We start from the raw sequence: 16228 nt of genomic DNA on the forward strand, positions 1-16228 counted from the left end.
TATGGCGTTCAATAAATTTATGGTCGCTGTCGCGTTAGCGTCGTTATTGGCGAGTGTTGGTTGTGAGAAAAAAGTCTCCAAACCCGATATTTCAACGCTCAGCACGGCGCAGCTTGAAGCCGCTATAGCGAAAGGCGGAGATCGCACCGCAGAAAAACTACGCTTGTCTAAAATGTATACCCGCTATGGTAACGGCGCACAGAAACAAACAGCGTATGACATGCTTCTGGACATGGCCGAGGCCGGCAATGGGGACGCCGCAGTCGGATTATGCGGCTTTACTGATGACATAACGGCGCTCGGGTTCTGCCAAAAAGCTGCAGATGAAGGGGATCAAGACGCCTCGGCGCAAATCTGTGTCATGACGCCGTCAGCGCAAAATGCCTATTGCGAAAGCCCCGCTGCAGCCGGGATCACGCGGACATATTTATTTTATGCGCAAAACCTCGCCGCCGAAAATAAATGGGATGAGGCAGCCATATGGTTTGAAAAAGCCATTAAAGACGGCCCTGTCGAACACCGCGATCCTGCCGTCACAGCGATGACGCAGACGGTCAAGAATAAAGCTGATAATCCATATTATAAAGCCTTGCAGGCGTCCGGCGGAAAGCTGGTCAAGTTTGAAGTGCTCGACGCCATAACGCCGACGACACCTGCCGGTCTGCGCCGTGACGCTCAATGCTATGTGACATGGACGGTCACGCCGACCGGCGTAGCCTCAAATGTAAAAATTAATTGTGCCGATGACGTGCTGATTGATCCTGTCTCGCGCGCGGTTCATGCATGGCGGTTTAAACCCAGTAGGAAAAATAGCGTAGCTGTATTTGACTCCTCCCGGGCCTCAACCACAATCTATTTCAAAGCCCCGCAATAAAATCAGTATTAATAAGATTAGAGTCTAGGTCGCGGGGTCGATATCCGATGTTGGAGGCTGAGGCATAGCCGCGGGGTCGACGCCCGGCTCGGCTTTCGGGGCCTTAGCCCGCCTGTCCGCTTGGGTCGTGACCAGTATTAGCGCAATGAACGCCATTATCACAAGCAGGACGGCGACTGAGAAGGGCGCGCCAGGATGATAATGACCGCTGCCGCGCTGTGCGAAATAGAAGAAACTGACACCCATCAGGATCGGGCCGACCATCATGGCGAGGCCCTGCGCCGCGCCGATGGCGCCTTGCAGCTCGCCCTGTTCAGATTTGGATAGGCGCGAGCTGATCATATTATTGATGGCAGGGCCGTATAATCCGGCCATCGCCGCAAACGGCCCTGCCGCGTAGACCACCCATCCGGCCCACGCCCCGCCCATCATGGCATAGCCGATGGCGGCGGTTATGATGCCGATAATTGCGGCCCAAAACAATCCTGTCTTGGGAATGATCCAGCGAATGAGGAGGCCTTGAACGATAATCTGCGCAATTCCGAAGGCAAATAAAGACCAGCCGACATCCCCCGATGTCCAGTCCAATTTGGTCTGCATTGAGATGGTATAGGTTGTCGGATAGACCGTATGCGCCGTCGCCAGAAGGAAGAGCACGAAGATAAGCCCTTGCGCGCCTCTGATCTTTTTCAGGGACTTCAGCGCGCCCAGCGCATTGGCGCGCGCCCAGCTAAAGTCGCGGCGGTCTTTTTGCGCCAATGTTTCGGGCAAAACGATATAGCCGAAAATGACATTAATAATGGACAGCACGCCTGCGGCAAAAAACGGCACGCGCGGTCCGGCTAGATCACCCAGAATGCCTGTCGGATCGCCTAATATACCGCCAATTGCGGGGCCTAGGACAAAGCCCGCGCCGAAGGCTGCACCGACAAGGCCGAAATTTTGCGCCCGGCGTTCCGGCGGCGTAACGTCAGCGATATAGGCATTGGCGGTGGAAAAAGTTGCGCCGAATGCGCCCGATACGGCCCGCCCGACATATAGGATGGCAATGGCGGGCGCGAAGGCCATGAGGAAATAGTCTATACCCAGACCGAAGAGCGAGAGCAGCATGATCGGTCGGCGTCCATATTTATCGGATAGCGCGCCGATGATGGGCATGAATATGAACTGCAACAGCGCCCAAATAAATGTCAGCCCTGCCATATGCAGGCCGATCAGATTTTCCTTTGCGCCTGTTAACTCTCCGACCAAATCGGGCAGAACCGGAATGATAATTCCAAAGCCGATGGCATTGATCAACACCGTAATCAGGACAAAGGCGAGGGCGTTCTTCCCGGCTGTGCGCGGCGCGGCCATGATCTAGACGTTTTCCAGATGCGCAAAATCTTGCGCCAGACGGGCATAAAGGTCGCGTTTAAACGGCACAATCAGATCGCAGGCTTCACTGAGACTGGCCCAGCGCCACTGCGTAAACTCCGCGGGCATGTGGTATTTCAAATTAAAATCATCTTCGCCGCCATGATAGCGAAACGCAAACCAGCGTTGTTTTTGTCCATGCCAGAGACGTTCTTTGCGGCGATGCCCGCCGGGTATATCGTAATAGAGCCAGTCCTGAACCTGCGCGAGCGGGGAGAGTAAATTGACATGCGCGCCGGTTTCTTCGTGGACTTCGCGTATAGCGGCGTAGAGCGGGTCTTCGCCCGCATCAATACCGCCTTGTGGAAATTGCCAGCAATAAGGGGCAGGCGTATTGGCCCGCCGTCCGAGCCAGACTTTGCCGTCACCATTGAACAAGCAGACCCCTGCTGCAGGGCGGTAAGCGTCATCCTCGCCGGTCGGTAATGTCATGGATTATTTTTGATCTTATAACTGACAGGCACGATGATTGTGCCCGTGTCTTCCAGCGTTGCCGCCCAGACATTTATACCGTCCAATGTAGCAGGCAGCGCCCCGCCCACCGCCAGAGGAATTGCGCCGCCGGGATTGGTGCTGGCCTCAAGCGCGTCCAGCGTGGAGTGCACACGCGCCGCGCCTTCGCCCAGATCGATATAGGCGCGCCCCTGTGTCCACGGTATGCCGCTGGCGAGTGCGCTTATGCGGCCATTTTGATCGGATTCGGAATATATAAAGCCGAGGCCCGTATTGCGTAGCTGTCCAAAGACCGGCGCCGCTTTAATCGGACTGTCGAGAAACAGCTCGCCGTAAAAATTCGTGACCGCGAAATAGCCCTGAGCGCGGCTGAGGATGCGGTCGAGCATACGGGCATTATCAGCAGGAGTAACATCGACGCGAAGCAAAAAAGGCGGGATATCTTCCGGGTTAGCCTGCGCCAGATTATACGGCTCCATGGGAACTTCTAAAACAACTTCATGACCTTTGGCGCGGGCCTTATCGATCCAGCCCTGCAAGCCCGAGGCATGAGGAGCAAAGGAAAGGGTAACTTCCGGCGGCAGCTCATCAATGGCGCGCCGGGTTAAAGCCGCGTTGAGGCCCAGGCCGCGCACGATAATGGCTAGTTTTGTGCTGTCCTTGCGCGCGGCAAAGGGTTTGGCATAGACCTCGAAAGGTGTCTGTCCGGCGGCGTTTGGCGCGGGAACAGCGCCAAATGGGCCTTGTTTGCTATATCCTGCAATCGGCGCGCGGCGCAAAGGGATTGCTGACTGATTGAGGGACATATTGCCCGGGCGCAGGCTGCCGTCCGATATAGGCGGTTTCGCCGGCGCTAACGGGCTCACCGTTAATCGTAATGACAGAGGGCGGCTTAGACGTCGCGCGGCGCGGCGCATCTGTCTCTGTGCCGGCCATAATACCATCCACGCCGGCAATCATGGGCATGATCTGCGCGGTTTGTGCGTTATCCGCGGGGTCAAGGATATCGACGGGACCGAGCAGCTGACCGTCCAGCTGGTTAGGGCGCGCGGATTGGGGCATTATATCGAGAACGGCGTAGCCCTGCGGCGTTGCGTCTTCGGCATGACCTGAGACATAGCCATATGCGCCGATCATAGCGGGCAAAAGCAGCACCACTAAAAGCGCCATCACCAGATGACGCTTTAGCGACGGGCCTTTGCGGCTATATCGATAAATCGCGCGTGACATGCGCCATCAATAGCGCTCAGAGATGAGTCGCGCCAGCACCATTGCTGAATTTAAATCAGACGCTTAGCGCGCGCCCGATCCAATTAAGGAATTAAAATCGTCACGCTTGACGATCTCGATTGCGCGTTTGAGCTGATAATCGTCATCGATCTCAAAGTCTTCCGGCGGGTAATCGATAATGATTTCTTTTTCGACAAGCTCGCCTTCATCATTCATGCGCTCGACTTCCAAAGTGTTGGGCAAATCGCTCTCGCTAATATTTAGCCGTTTTTTGCCATCATCTTTAACATATGAGACCGCGATGTCGGGATCCACGCCAAGGCCCTGAATAGAGCGGCCTGACGGCGTATAATAGCGCGCTGTCGTCAGGCGCAGAGCGCCGTCGCGACCACCGGCCAGCGGAATAACGGATTGCACGGAGCCTTTACCGAAGGTTGTCATGCCGACAACAACCGCGCGTTCGCGGTCTTGCAGAGCGCCTGCAACAATCTCTGCAGCGGAGGCTGAAGCGCCGTTAATCAGAACAACGACAGGGACATTTTTAAGCATGTCGCCGCGTTTGGCATTATAGCGCGCTGTGTCACGCGGATCACGGCTGCGGGTGGAGACGACTTCGCCGCCATCCAAAAAGACGCCGGAAACACGGACGGATTGGTCCAGCAAGCCACCCGGATTACTGCGCAGATCGACAACAAGACCGGGAAGTTTCCCGCCTATTTCTTTTTTCAGTTCTTTAACGGCATTTTCCAGTTCTTCACCGGTATTTTCGTTAAAAGAAGAAATGCGCACATAGCCGACGCCGTCTTTGACTTCATAACGGACAACTTTACGCTTGATCACTTCGCGCACCATCGACACTTCAATCGGCTCGTCGGCACCTTCGCGTATAACAGTGATAACAATCGGCTCGCCTGCCGCGCCGCGCATTTTCTCCACGGCTTCAGTGAGAGACAGACCCAATATGCTCTCGCCGTCAATCTCGACAATGCTGTCACCCGCTTGAATGCCGGCACGTTCCGCAGGTGTGTCGTCCATGGGCGTGATCACTGTGACGACGCCGTCTTCGATCGTAACCTCCATGCCCAGGCCGCCATATTCGCCGCGCGTCGTGCTGGTCATATCCCGAAAATCGTCGGGATTCATATATGAGCTGTGCGGATCCAGAGAGTGCAACATACCGTTCAAGGCTTCGTCTATCAGCTCGCTGTCATCAACTTCGACAACATAATCCTTTCGGATACGCGCCAGAACGTCAGCAAACAAACCCAGCTGTTGAAAGGTTTGCGCATTGGACGGTTTTTCCACAGCAAAGGCTGAGTAATTCGCGGTGGAGAATGTAAACAGCGCCGTTGCCGCTGCAGCGCCCAATAATGGCAGACCATATTTCATAATATTACCTCTTCTTAGGGCTAACCTAGTCTTCAAAATAGCCTGTGCAAAGTGTTTTGCGCTGAAAACTGAATTAACATTACCTCACAATGACGCGATTGACAGGTTTACCTGCAATGGATGTGCCTAGGCGGTATATTTATCCAAAATTAGATCCCAGCCATGGCAAAGGATCAACCGGCGTTCCGCTTTTGCGAAATTCGATGTAAAGCTGACCTGCACTATTACCCATAAGACCCAACGGTTCACCGACCAGTACCATTTGGCCTTTTTTGCCAAAGCTTTCGCTCATTCCTGTCAGAACAATAAAGTAACCGTCTCCGACATTGAGAATCACGACGCGTGAATAATTCTTGAAAGCCCCGTCAAATTCTATCCGTCCTGAGAACGGAGCAAGGACTTGCGCGCCGCTGCGCGTGCTGACGGTGACGCCTTTTGCGCGTTCGCCATCCGGCAAAGTTTGGTTGAATTTATAGACCAGACGGCCGCGGGCGGGCGGGCGAAGCTTGCCCCTCGCGTCAGCGAAACGCAGTGTATCGGGAAGAATAAGCGGCTCTGGCGAGCTGTCGCGCGGCGGTTTGAGCTGCGGCACAGGGATGCCGCGTATCGTAATCTGTCCGCTGGGCTCGTCGCTGCGGCCGGGTTTGACGCGCGGGGTCACATCGGCATCGGCTTCGAGATTGGCAATCAATTCGCGCAGGGAATTTGCTTCGCGCGCATATTGATCCGCGCGCTTTTGGGCGGCGTCGCTTTGTTCACCGAGCTTGGCTTCCTGCGTTTTTTTGTCTTTGATCAGCGCCGTGATTTGCCCGCGTTTATCGCGGAGTTTAATCTCGGTTGTTGCGAGCTTGGCCTTTTGCGTTTCTATTTCGGCGCGTACGGTTTGAAGGGCGTCAAGCTGCTGCGTGAGACGTTGCGCCTTTTCAGATACGCGCTGCGTCATCGTGCTGATCAGCAGGGCGGCCTGCGCGGCGGCGCGGGCATTATCGGGATGGGTCGCCAGAGCAGGCGGCGGATTACGGTCAATGCGTTGCAGGGCGGCGAGCAGAATATAGAGATCTTTACGGTTTTTGAAAATTTGCGCATTAAGTGCGGTCTCGTCTTTGACTAATGTTTCAAGCCGGGCGTCGGCGGCGCGCGCCGCTTTTTCATAGCGCTCTACTTCAGCGCCGAGCTTAACCAGTTCACTCTGGAGCCGGGCGATATCAAGGCGCGCCGCTTCGCGGTCAGTCTCAAGCCCGGCGCGCTGCGCTTCTGCCGCTTTTTGCTGGCGCTCCAGCGCCTCTATCTGCTGGGTGTCCGGCTGCTGCGCCAGGGCCGATAAAGGCCAAAGAGCGACGAGAAGGATAAGGCTTAAATATCGCACGGCGCTATATCCTAATCTCTGTGATAGGGCGTTCCGGCCAATATGGAAAAGGCGCGGTAGATTTGTTCGCATAACATAATGCGTAGAAGTTTGTGAGGCCAAACCGGCTTTCCCAGCTGCCACATAACCACGCCACTCGGCACGTAATCGCGGTCAAACCCGTCCGGCGGGCCGATCAGGAAAACCAGTTCGGAGACGCCGTCATCACGCCAGCGCGTTATGTGTGTTGCAATTTGCCGAGATGTCAGCGCTTTGCCGCGCTCGTCCATATAGACGGTAATTGAGCCGGCAGGGGGCTCGCCAATAACGGCAAGGCTTTGCTCGCGGCGGGTCTTTTTAGAGCGCAGGTCAATCTGCTCTTCGGTCACATGCGGCACACCGAGATTACGGGACAGGGCGCGAGCACGATTAAGGTAATCGTCAATAAGATCGCGTTCAGGGCCGGATTTAATGACGCCGCCTGCACGGACCGTGATCTTCACGCGGCTACGTGACCGGTTTCGCGGCCACCTTATCGGCCAAATGACCTTCGCCGGCCGGAGAGGTCCAGATTTTTTCGATATTGTAAAATTCGCGGACTTCAGGGCGGAAAATATGGATGATTAAATCACCGGCATCAATCAGGACCCAATCATTACTTTCAGTGCCTTCAATGCCCATTTTCGTCAGGCCGTATTCTTTTAGGGCAGTCTGAACATAGTCCGCCAACGCATTCACATGACGGTTGGAGCGGCCCGAGGCCACGATCATGAAATCGGCAAGCGAGCTTTTTCCGTCCAGATCGATACGGAGCATATCTTGCGCGCTATGTTCGTCCAAAACGCCTTCGATAAGTTTAGTCAGTTTAAGGACGTCTTCAACATTGCCCTCGATGGCGATCGGATCTGCTGCAGATCCTTCGCCTTTGTTATACCGGGTAGTCAGCGCAAAGGCTCCTGTGATTAAAATACAATATGTCGCCTAACATGATTATCCATACGGGAAAACAGTCAATGCCACAGCTCATTACAGTAGATAAGGGGTTTCGTTTCATCACATAATGTTATAATGGTGCATTCATGAACGCGCTTCATCGATTATTTTTGCGGCTTACGCTTTTAACCTTGCTCCTTTGGGGTATGGGCGCGGCGGCGGCGCATGGTCATGTCCCACATAACGACGCGCATAACATGCCCTGCGATATTTGCCTCATTATGAAGTCCGGCGGCGAGCAGAACGCTGCCATCGCCCTGCCCGTCGCTGAATTTTCGCTGTTCATGTCCCGCCCTGCACCGATGACATATGTGTCTTTCCACAGCAAAAGCATTGCCATTACGCCCGTTCGCGGTCCGCCTAAGCGAGGTCCGCCCGCCATCTTTTAAATCCTCTTTGCCCCGCGCCGCGCGCGGATGATTAATTGTATTTGAAAGACTCACCATGATAAATTCTCGTGCTTTACTGCTGGGCGCAGCCTGCTCAGCCATTCTCATTCCTGTACATGTGCAGGCCCAAACCTCACCCGGCTTTGAAGACGAAATTATCGTCACGGGTAGCCCTCTTAACCAAACGCCTGACGAGGCCATTACCGGCCTCTCCATAATCTCGGGCGATAATTTGGCCCGCCGGATTGCCCCCACGCTGGGCGAGACGCTAAAGTCTGAACCCGGCGTGTCCTCGACATTTTTCGGCCCGGGCGCGTCACGCCCGATTATTCGCGGGCAGGGTGCAGGCCGCGTGCGCATTTTGACGAATGGCATCGGCTCTATCGACGCCTCTGCGGCGTCCCCCGATCACGCGGTCGCGGCAGAGCCGGCCCAGGCCGAACGCATTGAAGTGGTGCGGGGCGCGGCGCTGCTGCGCTTCGGCAGCTCGGGCAGCGGCGGCGTTGTCAACGTCATTGACGGGCGTATGCCGACCACTTTGACGGATGACGGCCGCGACGGCGCGATCCGGTTGGGCGTGTCCTCCGTGGATGGCGGCCGCGAAGGCGCAGCAGCGCTTAACCAACAATTGGGCGACAATGTCGTTTTGCATCTAGGCGTCACGGCGCGCGGCGCTGGCGATTACCGCGCAAATGGGGAGAGCATTGAAAACTCGCAATCACAATCAAATTCCGTCACGTTAGGCGGCTCTTATATTGGCAACGCGCTGACGCTCAGCGGAGCCTATCATGAATTTGAAACCGATTACGGCATACCCGGCGGTCACGGTCATGAGGAAGAAGAAGGTCATGACGAAGACGAGGATCATGATGAAGAGGCCGAAGAAGAGGAGGAAGAAAACGTTACAATCAGCCTGAAACAAAAGCGGTTTGATTTTAACGCAGGCCTCGAAATGGACGGCTATTTTGATCGTATCAATGTCTTTGCAGGCATAGCCGATTATCAACATATTGAATTTGAAGGGCCGGGCGAAGTCGGCACAATTTTCAATAATGAAGGCTATGAGATGCGTGCGGAAGCTGTGCGAAACAGGCCCGACGGGCGCGGGCAAGCTTACGGGCTGCAACTCACCCACCGTGATTTTGAAGCCATTGGCGATGAAGCCTTTGTGCCGCCGACGTCAACAGACAGTGTAGGTATCTACACTTTCCAAGAAAAAGAAATCGGCGAATTCCACCTCGAAGGAGCAGCACGGTATGAGCGCACAGAGATCGAAGATAATAGCACTCGAAATACACGCAGCTTTGACGGGTTTAGCGTCTCCCTTGGCGCAGACCGCCATATTGGCGATGCAGTGCGTATTGGCGGCACGGTCTTTCGCACAGAGCGCGCGCCGTCCAGCGAAGAGCTGTTCTCAAACGGCCCGCATCTGGCGACATCGCAATTTGAACGCGGTGACGATGCACTCGGCATAGAAACCGCGACAGGCGTGGAGGCGGCCTTGCGCCACCGTGAAGACGGCCATTTTGTCACCCTGAACCTGTTTTACACCGATTATTCGGACTATATTTTTGAACGCGAAACGGGCGCTATGGAGGACGGCTTACCCGTCTTTCAATATGGGGCGGAGGACGCAAGTTTTAGCGGATTTGAACTGCAAGGCGGGCGGGATTTATTCTCTATCGGCGGTTTGGATATAAGCGGCGACGCGCTGCTGGAATATGTGCGCGCGGAAACCGATAGCGGTAACCTGCCGCGCATTCCGCCGCTCTCAATTCTTGCCGGATTGGACTTTGACCACGGCGCGCGAAGTTACCGTGTAGAGGCGGAATATGTCGCAGAAGCCGAAAATCTGGCTGCGCTGGAGACCCCAACGAAAGCCTATACTCTGGTCAATACATTTGCAGATTGGCACTTTGACGCCGCGCAAAATGTGACGATTTCGGCCTCTGTCATGAATATTTTTGACGAAGATGCGCGGCAACATACCTCGTTTTTGAAAGACGATGTGCCGCTCCCGGGCCGCAATCTGCGGCTGTCTATCCGCGCCGCGTTTTAAGAACCGGCTGGAGTTTGCTGCCTAATCTTTGTTGAACTTTGATAATTGAGCGGCGGGGTCAGATAGACCCATGCCGGCGCAGTCATGTCGGCAATATTATGTGAGTCTGTCTCGTCAATACGCGCCTGCGCGTATTGACGGGCGACCTGTCCCAGACGCGGCTTCAGACCCCCGCCGGGCCGCGCAATAACAGCGATGGGCAGAGCGTGCATGATGACCTGCCAGTCTTTCCAGTGCGGCATTTGCAGTAAATTATCCGCGCCCATCATCCAGACAAATTGCGTATCCGTGTGTCGGGCGAGCAGACGCGCCAGCATATCGACGGTGTAACGCGTACCATAATCGCGCTCGATATGGCTGATCTTCATCTGGCGCGGCAGGTCTAACGCTTCGATACTGGCGACCCTCGCCTCATAATTATCCGTTGAGGCTTTAAGCGGATTGCCCGGACTGACCAGCCACCAGACCTCGTCCAGACCCAGATCGCGTAGCCCGCACTGCGCGACCATTTTATGGCCCTCATGGGCGGGATTAAAGCTTCCTCCGAACAGTCCGACTTTCATCACTATAAAGGTCTGATCTGGCCATTGCCGCGCACGGCGTATTTATAAGTGGTCAGTTGCGCCGCGCCGACCGGGCCGCGCGCATGCAGCCGCCCTGTGGCAATACCGATCTCCGCGCCAAAGCCAAATTCTCCTCCATCGGCAAATTGGGTCGAGGCATTATGAACGGCAATGGCGCTGTCGACTCCGGCAATAAATTTTGCCGCGGCGGCCTCATTTTCGGTTATGATAGCGTCCGTGTGTCCGCTGCCAAAAGCGTCAATATGGGCGAGCGCACCGTCAATATTGTCAACGACTTTTACGGCGAGAATAGCATCCAGATATTCTGTAATCCAATCCTCGTCTGTCGCCGCATTCATCTGCGGGACGAGTTTTCGCGAGCGCGCGCATCCGCGCAATTCGCATCCGGCCTCGCGTAAATCCTGGGCGATTAAAGGCAAAACTTTCGGTGCAATGGACGCGTCGATTAGCAGTGTCTCGGTCGCTCCGCAAATGCCTGTGCGCCGCATTTTTGCGTTCAAAACAATCGCGCGGGCTTTGTCGATATCGGCATCCCCATGGACATAGCTGTGGCAAATGCCTTCCAGATGAGCGAGCACGGGAATGCGCGCCTCTTTTTGTACGCGCGCCACCAGCGATTTGCCGCCGCGCGGGATCACCAGATCAACTTTGCCGCCCAGCCCCGTCAGAAGATGCCCGACGGCATCCCGGTCTGTCGTCGCGACAAGCTGCACACATGTTTCCGGCAAATCCACTTTTTTTAGGCCCGCAGTCATGGCCTTATGAAGGGCCATAGCGCTGCGCAGGCTTTCCGACCCCGCGCGCAATATCGCCGCATTACCGGATTTGACGCACAAAGCCCCTGCGTCTGCGGTCACATTGGGACGGCTTTCATAGATAATGCCGATCACGCCGATCGGAACGCGCACGCGGGCGATCTTTAAACCATTAGGCGGAGCGTAATGTGCGTCTTCCAGTCCGACAGGGTCCGGCAGGGCGGCGATATCGTCGAGACTATTCACAATATTATCAATACGCTGCGGCGTGAGCGCCAGACGGTCCAGCATAGCGGGGGACAGACCTTTGGTTTTGCCATCTTTCATATCCAGCGCATTGGCGTCGAGAATGGCGCTGGATTGCGCGCGGATAGACCGGGCCATTGACGCAATCGCTTCCGCTCGGGATTTCCCCGATGAGAGGCGAAGCGCCTTAGCCGCTCTGGCGGCATTCCGGCCCATTTTAGCCATATAATCCGGCAGGTCAGTGATGGTATTCTTAAGAGTCATAGCAAAACAAGATTGTCTCTGTGGATCAGGGCTGCGCCCAAACTATAGCCCAGCGCGCCTGTAATGTCGCCGGATTTGAGGCCTAATATTTGCTGCGTCTCCGCTGCGTCATATCCCGCAAGCCCTTTGGCGATGGCTTTAGCGTTATGCACCACAGTGACGGCGTCTCCGGCGCTAAAACTTCCTGCCGATTTCGTAACGCCAGCGGGGAGCAGACTCTTGCCGCTGCGCAGGGCATGGGCTGCGCCGTCGTCAATATGGAGCTGCCCATGAGAGCGAAGCTGACCTGAAATCCACTGCTTGCGCGCGCTGGCCGGATCGGCATGGGCGACAAACCAGCTGGCCCGCGCACCGCTTTGCAGTGCCGATAAAGGCCGCTCGACTTCTCCCGATGTAATGATCATATGACACCCCGCTTTGACCGCAATTTGCGCGGCAAGCAGTTTCGTGGCCATGCCGCCGCTGCCCATGGCGGCCTTGGAATTGGGATCGCCGCCCATAGCCAGAATACCGGGCGTGATCTGTGCAATCACAGGCATGTGCTGCGCGCGGGCATGACGGCGCGGATCTGCAGTATAGAGGCCATCAATATCTGACAGCAGGACCAGCATATCCGCGCCCACCATTTGCGCCGTGCGCGCCGCGAGGCGGTCATTATCGCCATAACGAATCTCATCGGTCGCAACTGTATCGTTCTCATTAATCACCGGGACAGCTCCCAATTTTAACAGCGCGCGCAATGTGCGGCTGGCATTGATCCAGCGCGTGCGGTCTTCGGTATCGGGCAAGGTGAGCAAAGCCTGCGCCGTCGCAAAGCCGTGCTGTGCCAGCGCGTCCTCATAAGCCCGGGTCAGTACGGCCTGACCGACTGCGGCGCAGGCCTGTTTTTCTGACAGGCTAAGTTGACGACCGCGAAGATTAAGCCGCGTACGGCCCAGCGCAATCGCGCCCGAGGAGACAATAATAACGTCTGTTCCCCGCGCGCGTATATCGGCGATGTCGGTTGCGATGCCGGATAGCCAAGCCTGGCGCAGCTGCCCGGTTTCAGCATCGACCAAGAGGGCCGATCCTATTTTAACGATAAGAGTTTTAGACTCAGATAGAGCGGTTATGTACTTGCCCATTACGGGCTCCAGCTTTCCGCTTCCGGCTCGCCTTCTTTTTTCTCGGCGGCGCGGCGCGCATCGACTAATTTAAACACTTCACCCAGAACGTCTCTGACGCCTTCGCCGGATACACCTGACACATGAAGGGGGGTCTTCCCCGACGCCTTTTTAATCGCCTTGGATACCTTTTTTAGCGTGTCGGCATCCACGGCGTCAATTTTATTAAGGGCCAGGATTTCCGGCTTCTCGGAAAGGCCGTTTTCATAGGCTGCAAGCTCGCCGCGAATGATTTTATACGCTTCAACAGGGTCTTTACCGGTGACATCGACCAGATGGACAAGTGCTGCGCAGCGTTCAATATGGCCGAGAAAACGCGTGCCGATGCCCGCGCCTTCGCTCGCGCCTTCGATCAGGCCCGGAATATCAGCCAGAACGAAACGCGCGGTTTCAGCGTAATCGACCACGCCCAGATGGGGGCGCAAAGTCGTAAAGGGATAGGCGGCGGTTTTCGGCTTGGCCGCGCTGACTGCGGACAAAAATGTTGATTTTCCGGCATTAGGCAGACCGACCAGCCCGGCGTCTGCAATGAGTTTTAGCCGCAGCCAGACCCAGCGCTCTTCGCCGTCTTCACCGGGATTGGCGCGGCGCGGCGCTTGGTTGGTCGCCGTTTTAAACCGGGCATTACCCCAGCCGCCATTGCCGCCGCGCGCAAGAAGAACGCGCTGACCGTCTTCGGAAATATCGATCAGCATATCCTCGCTATCCGCGTCAATGATCTGTGTGCCGATGGGGACGCGGATAATCATATCTTCGCCCGCCGCACCGGTCATATCGCTGCCCATGCCGGGCGTTCCGGTTTTAGCTTTGAAATGCTGTTTATAGCGAAAATCAATCAGCGTGTTCAAATCAGCCGTGCCTTCGATATAGACATGGCCGCCGCGTCCGCCATCCCCGCCATTGGGACCGCCAAAGGCGACGAATTTTTCACGGCGAAAGGCGATACATCCGCCGCCGCCATGGCCGGAGCTAATATAGATTTTGGCTTGGTCTAGGAATTTCATGGCTGTGCTTTAGGACGGCTCTGCGCGAGTTGTCCACCTATTCGAATGGGCTCTACGCGAACCGCGAGGCCTTTTGAGTTCGTTTCGACATATATGCCGCATAATGTGCCCTCGCCGCTGGCAGGTGAAAAGCGGCCCTGTCGCATACGGGTTTTAAAACGGTGGACAGGTTCTTCTTTGTCCATACCAATGACGCTGTCATAATCACCGCACATACCGGCATCGGTCTGGTAAGCCGTGCCGCCCGGGAGAATGCGGGTATCCGCAGTGGGGATATGTTGATGAGTGCCGACCACAAGGCTGGCGCGGCCATCGCAAATCACGCCCATAGCGTTTTTCTCTGATGTCGCTTCGGCGTGCATATCGACAATAACGGCGTCGGCGACATCGCCCAGCGGAGCATTCGCTAATTCGCGCTCGACGGCGACAAATGGATCGTCGAGCGCGTCCATAAACACGCGGCCCAGTACATTGATCACGAGAATTTGGTAGCCGCCTATATCGTAAAGCCCTGCGCCCCGTCCCGGAACTTGGCCTGCGGGGTAATTACACGGACGCAATATGCGCTGATCATCATCTATGACAGTAATGCCTTGCGGATTGTCAAAACTGTGATTGCCCAGCGTCAGGACATCGACGCCGCAATCAAACAGCTCTGCGGCCGTCGCGCGGGTCAGGCCGAAGCCGCCGGCGGCGTTTTCCGCGTTCACAATGACGGCGTCCAGTGACAGGTCTTCACGCAGGCGCGGCACATGACGCGTCACAGCCAGACGGCCTGAACGGCCCACCACATCTCCAAAAAACGCAAATCTCATGTTAAAAACGCCTGAATTCTATCTCTGTTAAAATGCCGTTCAGACGCATATCATGCGGCTCTGTCGGCAGAATTTGGGCTTCTTGCGCAGCATAGGCCACCCCGCAAGCGAAAACGTCATGCGACTCGCGCAACTTAGCCAATGTTCGGTCATAATATCCGCCGCCATAGCCCAGCCGTTCACCCAAATGGGTAAAGGCCAGAAGCGGCATCAGGATAAGATTTGGGCGTAAAGTCTCTGAGGATTTAGGCGGCTGCCGCGTGCCATGCGGACCGCGCTCTAACGCATCTCCGATGTGATAGCGGCGAAACTCCAGCGGGTGATTTTTGCGGGTCACAGCGGGTAGGGCGATTGTGTGCCCCATCTCTAATAGCGCGCTCATAAGGGGAAGAATGTCGATCTCGTCACCCATTGGCCAGAACCCGCCAATAATTGCGTTTTGAAAAGTGCCTGCGGGGAAATGGTTGATCAGCTCTATGGACGCACCTGCGTGATTAGACGTAACTGCACCGCGAATAGCTTTGGCCTGAAGGCGCGCGCGGGTTTTTTCTAGGGCGATGAGGGACATAGGAAGAGGTGTAAATGATGAGCAGGCGTAGAGATAGCATTTCCGCGTCGATGTAAGTGTGCCCGCGCAAAGCGCGAGGGGCGGCACCACAGAATCCGTGTGCGCGAGTAAACCCCCGTGAACCTAGTTTTTAGGTGGGCGCCGGAATTAACTAGACCACGGCCTAGACAGAGCCAGCTCCCGTTCGGGTGTTTAAGGTCCCTGGGGTAAATGCCCATCACGAGACCCGCAGTAACCGCCTTAAGCGCTATGTGGGCGCGGGGACGGATAAGCGCAAGCGCAAAGACCCTTATAAGGTGAGAAAGATTTAAGCGTCGTCGCGGCGCAGGCCTGCGGCGAGTTTTTCAATTTTTTCAGCCGCGCTGGCCAGCGCATTTATGGCATCATTTTCCTGACGGACAGCCTTATGTGTGGCGCGGTCGGCATCTTTGCGCAGAGTTTCAGTCATGGCAGCGGCCTGACCTTCCAGATCGGTGCGCATTTCGGAAATTTCATCGGACATGGTAATTCCGGCCATGACTAAGAGGCGAACATCGCCGATTTGCCCGAATTGATCGGCCAGCGCTCTAACGCGGGTGTCCAGATCATTGCCCAGACGCAAGAGGCGGTCTTCTTCGCCTTCATCACAGCCCAGAGCGTATTTACGTCCGTTAATTTCCAGATTGACCTTGGCCATAGCGC

The 16228-nt window shown here is 55.8% G+C and carries 18 protein-coding genes and 1 other RNA gene; 3 read left to right on the top strand and 16 right to left on the bottom strand.

The genetic code is table 11. The features are described from left to right. Position 1: 1 nt before the first annotated feature. The gene (locus H142_RS0108320; protein ID WP_017931663.1) at positions 2-874 is read left to right on the top strand and encodes a hypothetical protein; all 873 of its coding nucleotides are present in this window, start codon (positions 2-4) and stop codon (positions 872-874) included. A 24-nt stretch (positions 875-898) separates the two neighbouring features. Here the strand turns inward: H142_RS0108320 and H142_RS0108325 are convergent, their stop codons facing one another. The 8 genes from H142_RS0108325 to rsfS all read right to left on the bottom strand — a co-directional run bounded on the left by H142_RS0108325 (position 899) and on the right by rsfS (position 7676). Then, complete coding sequence (locus H142_RS0108325) at positions 899-2230, bottom strand: TCR/Tet family MFS transporter (protein ID WP_017931664.1); 1332 nt, start codon at positions 2228-2230, stop codon at positions 899-901. Between the two features lie 3 nt (positions 2231-2233). Then, positions 2234-2722, bottom strand: coding sequence for an RNA pyrophosphohydrolase (locus H142_RS0108330; RefSeq protein ID WP_017931665.1), 489 nt, complete (start codon positions 2720-2722; stop codon positions 2234-2236). Further along, positions 2719-3549: a divergent polysaccharide deacetylase family protein gene (locus tag H142_RS14970; protein ID WP_169331830.1), complete on the bottom strand. Its 831-nt coding sequence runs from the start codon at positions 3547-3549 to the stop codon at positions 2719-2721. Before H142_RS14970 ends, H142_RS0108330 begins: the two co-directional genes overlap by 4 nt. Next, entirely contained in the window at positions 3494-3973 is a 480-nt protein-coding gene (locus H142_RS16950) for a hypothetical protein (protein ID WP_017931667.1), read from the bottom strand. Before H142_RS16950 ends, H142_RS14970 begins: the two co-directional genes overlap by 56 nt. Positions 3974-4036: 63 nt before the next feature. After that, complete coding sequence (locus H142_RS0108345; protein ID WP_017931668.1) at positions 4037-5362, bottom strand: S41 family peptidase; 1326 nt, start codon at positions 5360-5362, stop codon at positions 4037-4039. Between the two features lie 139 nt (positions 5363-5501). Next, positions 5502-6728, bottom strand: coding sequence for a murein hydrolase activator EnvC family protein (locus tag H142_RS0108350; RefSeq protein ID WP_017931669.1), 1227 nt, complete (start codon positions 6726-6728; stop codon positions 5502-5504). Positions 6729-6739: 11 nt separating this feature from the next. Further along, complete coding sequence (locus H142_RS0108355; protein WP_017931670.1) at positions 6740-7210, bottom strand: 23S rRNA (pseudouridine(1915)-N(3))-methyltransferase RlmH; 471 nt, start codon at positions 7208-7210, stop codon at positions 6740-6742. A 4-nt stretch (positions 7211-7214) separates the two neighbouring features. After that, entirely contained in the window at positions 7215-7676 is a 462-nt protein-coding gene (gene rsfS, locus H142_RS14975; protein WP_083898986.1) for a ribosome silencing factor, read from the bottom strand. A gap of 110 nt (positions 7677-7786) precedes the next feature. On the opposite strand from rsfS, the gene H142_RS16850 reads away from it, so the two are divergent. Continuing rightward, on the top strand, positions 7787-8089 hold the full coding sequence (locus tag H142_RS16850) for a hypothetical protein (protein ID WP_156811961.1): 303 nt from the start codon (positions 7787-7789) through the stop codon (positions 8087-8089). Between the two features lie 55 nt (positions 8090-8144). Beyond that, on the top strand, positions 8145-10148 hold the full coding sequence (locus tag H142_RS14980) for a TonB-dependent receptor (protein WP_017931673.1): 2004 nt from the start codon (positions 8145-8147) through the stop codon (positions 10146-10148). On the opposite strand, the gene H142_RS0108375 is transcribed toward H142_RS14980, so the two are convergent. The 8 genes from H142_RS0108375 to H142_RS0108405 all read right to left on the bottom strand — a co-directional run bounded on the left by H142_RS0108375 (position 10145) and on the right by H142_RS0108405 (position 16223). Continuing rightward, the gene (locus tag H142_RS0108375; protein WP_017931674.1) at positions 10145-10711 is read right to left on the bottom strand and encodes a nicotinate-nucleotide adenylyltransferase; all 567 of its coding nucleotides are present in this window, start codon (positions 10709-10711) and stop codon (positions 10145-10147) included. The genes H142_RS14980 and H142_RS0108375 overlap by 4 nt on opposite strands. A 2-nt stretch (positions 10712-10713) precedes the next feature. Further along, a complete protein-coding gene (locus tag H142_RS0108380) occupies positions 10714-11997 on the bottom strand; it encodes a glutamate-5-semialdehyde dehydrogenase (protein WP_017931675.1) in 1284 nt (427 codons plus the stop codon). Further along, positions 11994-13121 carry a glutamate 5-kinase gene (gene proB, locus H142_RS0108385; protein ID WP_017931676.1) on the bottom strand — a complete coding sequence of 376 codons (1128 nt, stop codon included), beginning with the start codon at positions 13119-13121 and terminating at the stop codon, positions 11994-11996. The genes H142_RS0108380 and proB overlap by 4 nt, the downstream gene beginning before the upstream one ends. Beyond that, the gene (obgE, locus tag H142_RS0108390; protein WP_017931677.1) at positions 13121-14164 is read right to left on the bottom strand and encodes a GTPase ObgE; all 1044 of its coding nucleotides are present in this window, start codon (positions 14162-14164) and stop codon (positions 13121-13123) included. Before obgE ends, proB begins: the two co-directional genes overlap by 1 nt. Beyond that, positions 14161-14979: a TIGR00282 family metallophosphoesterase gene (locus H142_RS0108395; protein ID WP_017931678.1), complete on the bottom strand. Its 819-nt coding sequence runs from the start codon at positions 14977-14979 to the stop codon at positions 14161-14163. Before H142_RS0108395 ends, obgE begins: the two co-directional genes overlap by 4 nt. A gap of 1 nt (position 14980) precedes the next feature. Then, positions 14981-15547, bottom strand: coding sequence for a 5-formyltetrahydrofolate cyclo-ligase (locus tag H142_RS0108400; protein ID WP_017931679.1), 567 nt, complete (start codon positions 15545-15547; stop codon positions 14981-14983). 79 nt (positions 15548-15626) lie between these two features. Next, positions 15627-15785: non-coding RNA, 6S RNA (gene ssrS, locus H142_RS17310), on the bottom strand. A gap of 69 nt (positions 15786-15854) precedes the next feature. Then, the gene (locus tag H142_RS0108405; protein WP_017931680.1) at positions 15855-16223 is read right to left on the bottom strand and encodes a cell division protein ZapA; all 369 of its coding nucleotides are present in this window, start codon (positions 16221-16223) and stop codon (positions 15855-15857) included. Between the last annotated feature and the right edge of the window lie 5 nt (positions 16224-16228).

It is taken from the genome of Robiginitomaculum antarcticum DSM 21748 (genome assembly GCF_000365025.1).
GTDB classification, from domain to species: Bacteria; Pseudomonadota; Alphaproteobacteria; order Caulobacterales; family Maricaulaceae; genus Robiginitomaculum; species Robiginitomaculum antarcticum.

Excerpts from the sequence above, each read along its gene's own strand:
- H142_RS14970 (WP_169331830.1), bottom strand. The coding sequence starts at position 3,549 with ATGTCCCTCAATCAGTCAGCAATCCCTTTGCGCCGCGCGCCGATTGCA.
- H142_RS0108395 (WP_017931678.1), bottom strand. The coding sequence starts at position 14,979 with ATGAGATTTGCGTTTTTTGGAGATGTGGTGGGCCGTTCAGGCCGTCTG.
- H142_RS16850 (WP_156811961.1), top strand. The coding sequence starts at position 7,787 with ATGAACGCGCTTCATCGATTATTTTTGCGGCTTACGCTTTTAACCTTG.
- H142_RS0108380 (WP_017931675.1), bottom strand. The coding sequence starts at position 11,997 with ATGACTCTTAAGAATACCATCACTGACCTGCCGGATTATATGGCTAAA.
- H142_RS0108400 (WP_017931679.1), bottom strand. The coding sequence starts at position 15,547 with ATGTCCCTCATCGCCCTAGAAAAAACCCGCGCGCGCCTTCAGGCCAAA.
- H142_RS0108330 (WP_017931665.1), bottom strand. The coding sequence starts at position 2,722 with ATGACATTACCGACCGGCGAGGATGACGCTTACCGCCCTGCAGCAGGG.
- H142_RS0108405 (WP_017931680.1), bottom strand. The coding sequence starts at position 16,223 with ATGGCCAAGGTCAATCTGGAAATTAACGGACGTAAATACGCTCTGGGC.
- H142_RS0108345 (WP_017931668.1), bottom strand. The coding sequence starts at position 5,362 with ATGAAATATGGTCTGCCATTATTGGGCGCTGCAGCGGCAACGGCGCTG.
- H142_RS14980 (WP_017931673.1), top strand. The coding sequence starts at position 8,145 with ATGATAAATTCTCGTGCTTTACTGCTGGGCGCAGCCTGCTCAGCCATT.
- obgE (WP_017931677.1), bottom strand. The coding sequence starts at position 14,164 with ATGAAATTCCTAGACCAAGCCAAAATCTATATTAGCTCCGGCCATGGC.
- H142_RS0108375 (WP_017931674.1), bottom strand. The coding sequence starts at position 10,711 with ATGAAAGTCGGACTGTTCGGAGGAAGCTTTAATCCCGCCCATGAGGGC.
- H142_RS16950 (WP_017931667.1), bottom strand. The coding sequence starts at position 3,973 with ATGTCACGCGCGATTTATCGATATAGCCGCAAAGGCCCGTCGCTAAAG.
- proB (WP_017931676.1), bottom strand. The coding sequence starts at position 13,121 with ATGGGCAAGTACATAACCGCTCTATCTGAGTCTAAAACTCTTATCGTT.
- H142_RS0108325 (WP_017931664.1), bottom strand. The coding sequence starts at position 2,230 with ATGGCCGCGCCGCGCACAGCCGGGAAGAACGCCCTCGCCTTTGTCCTG.
- H142_RS0108320 (WP_017931663.1), top strand. The coding sequence starts at position 2 with ATGGCGTTCAATAAATTTATGGTCGCTGTCGCGTTAGCGTCGTTATTG.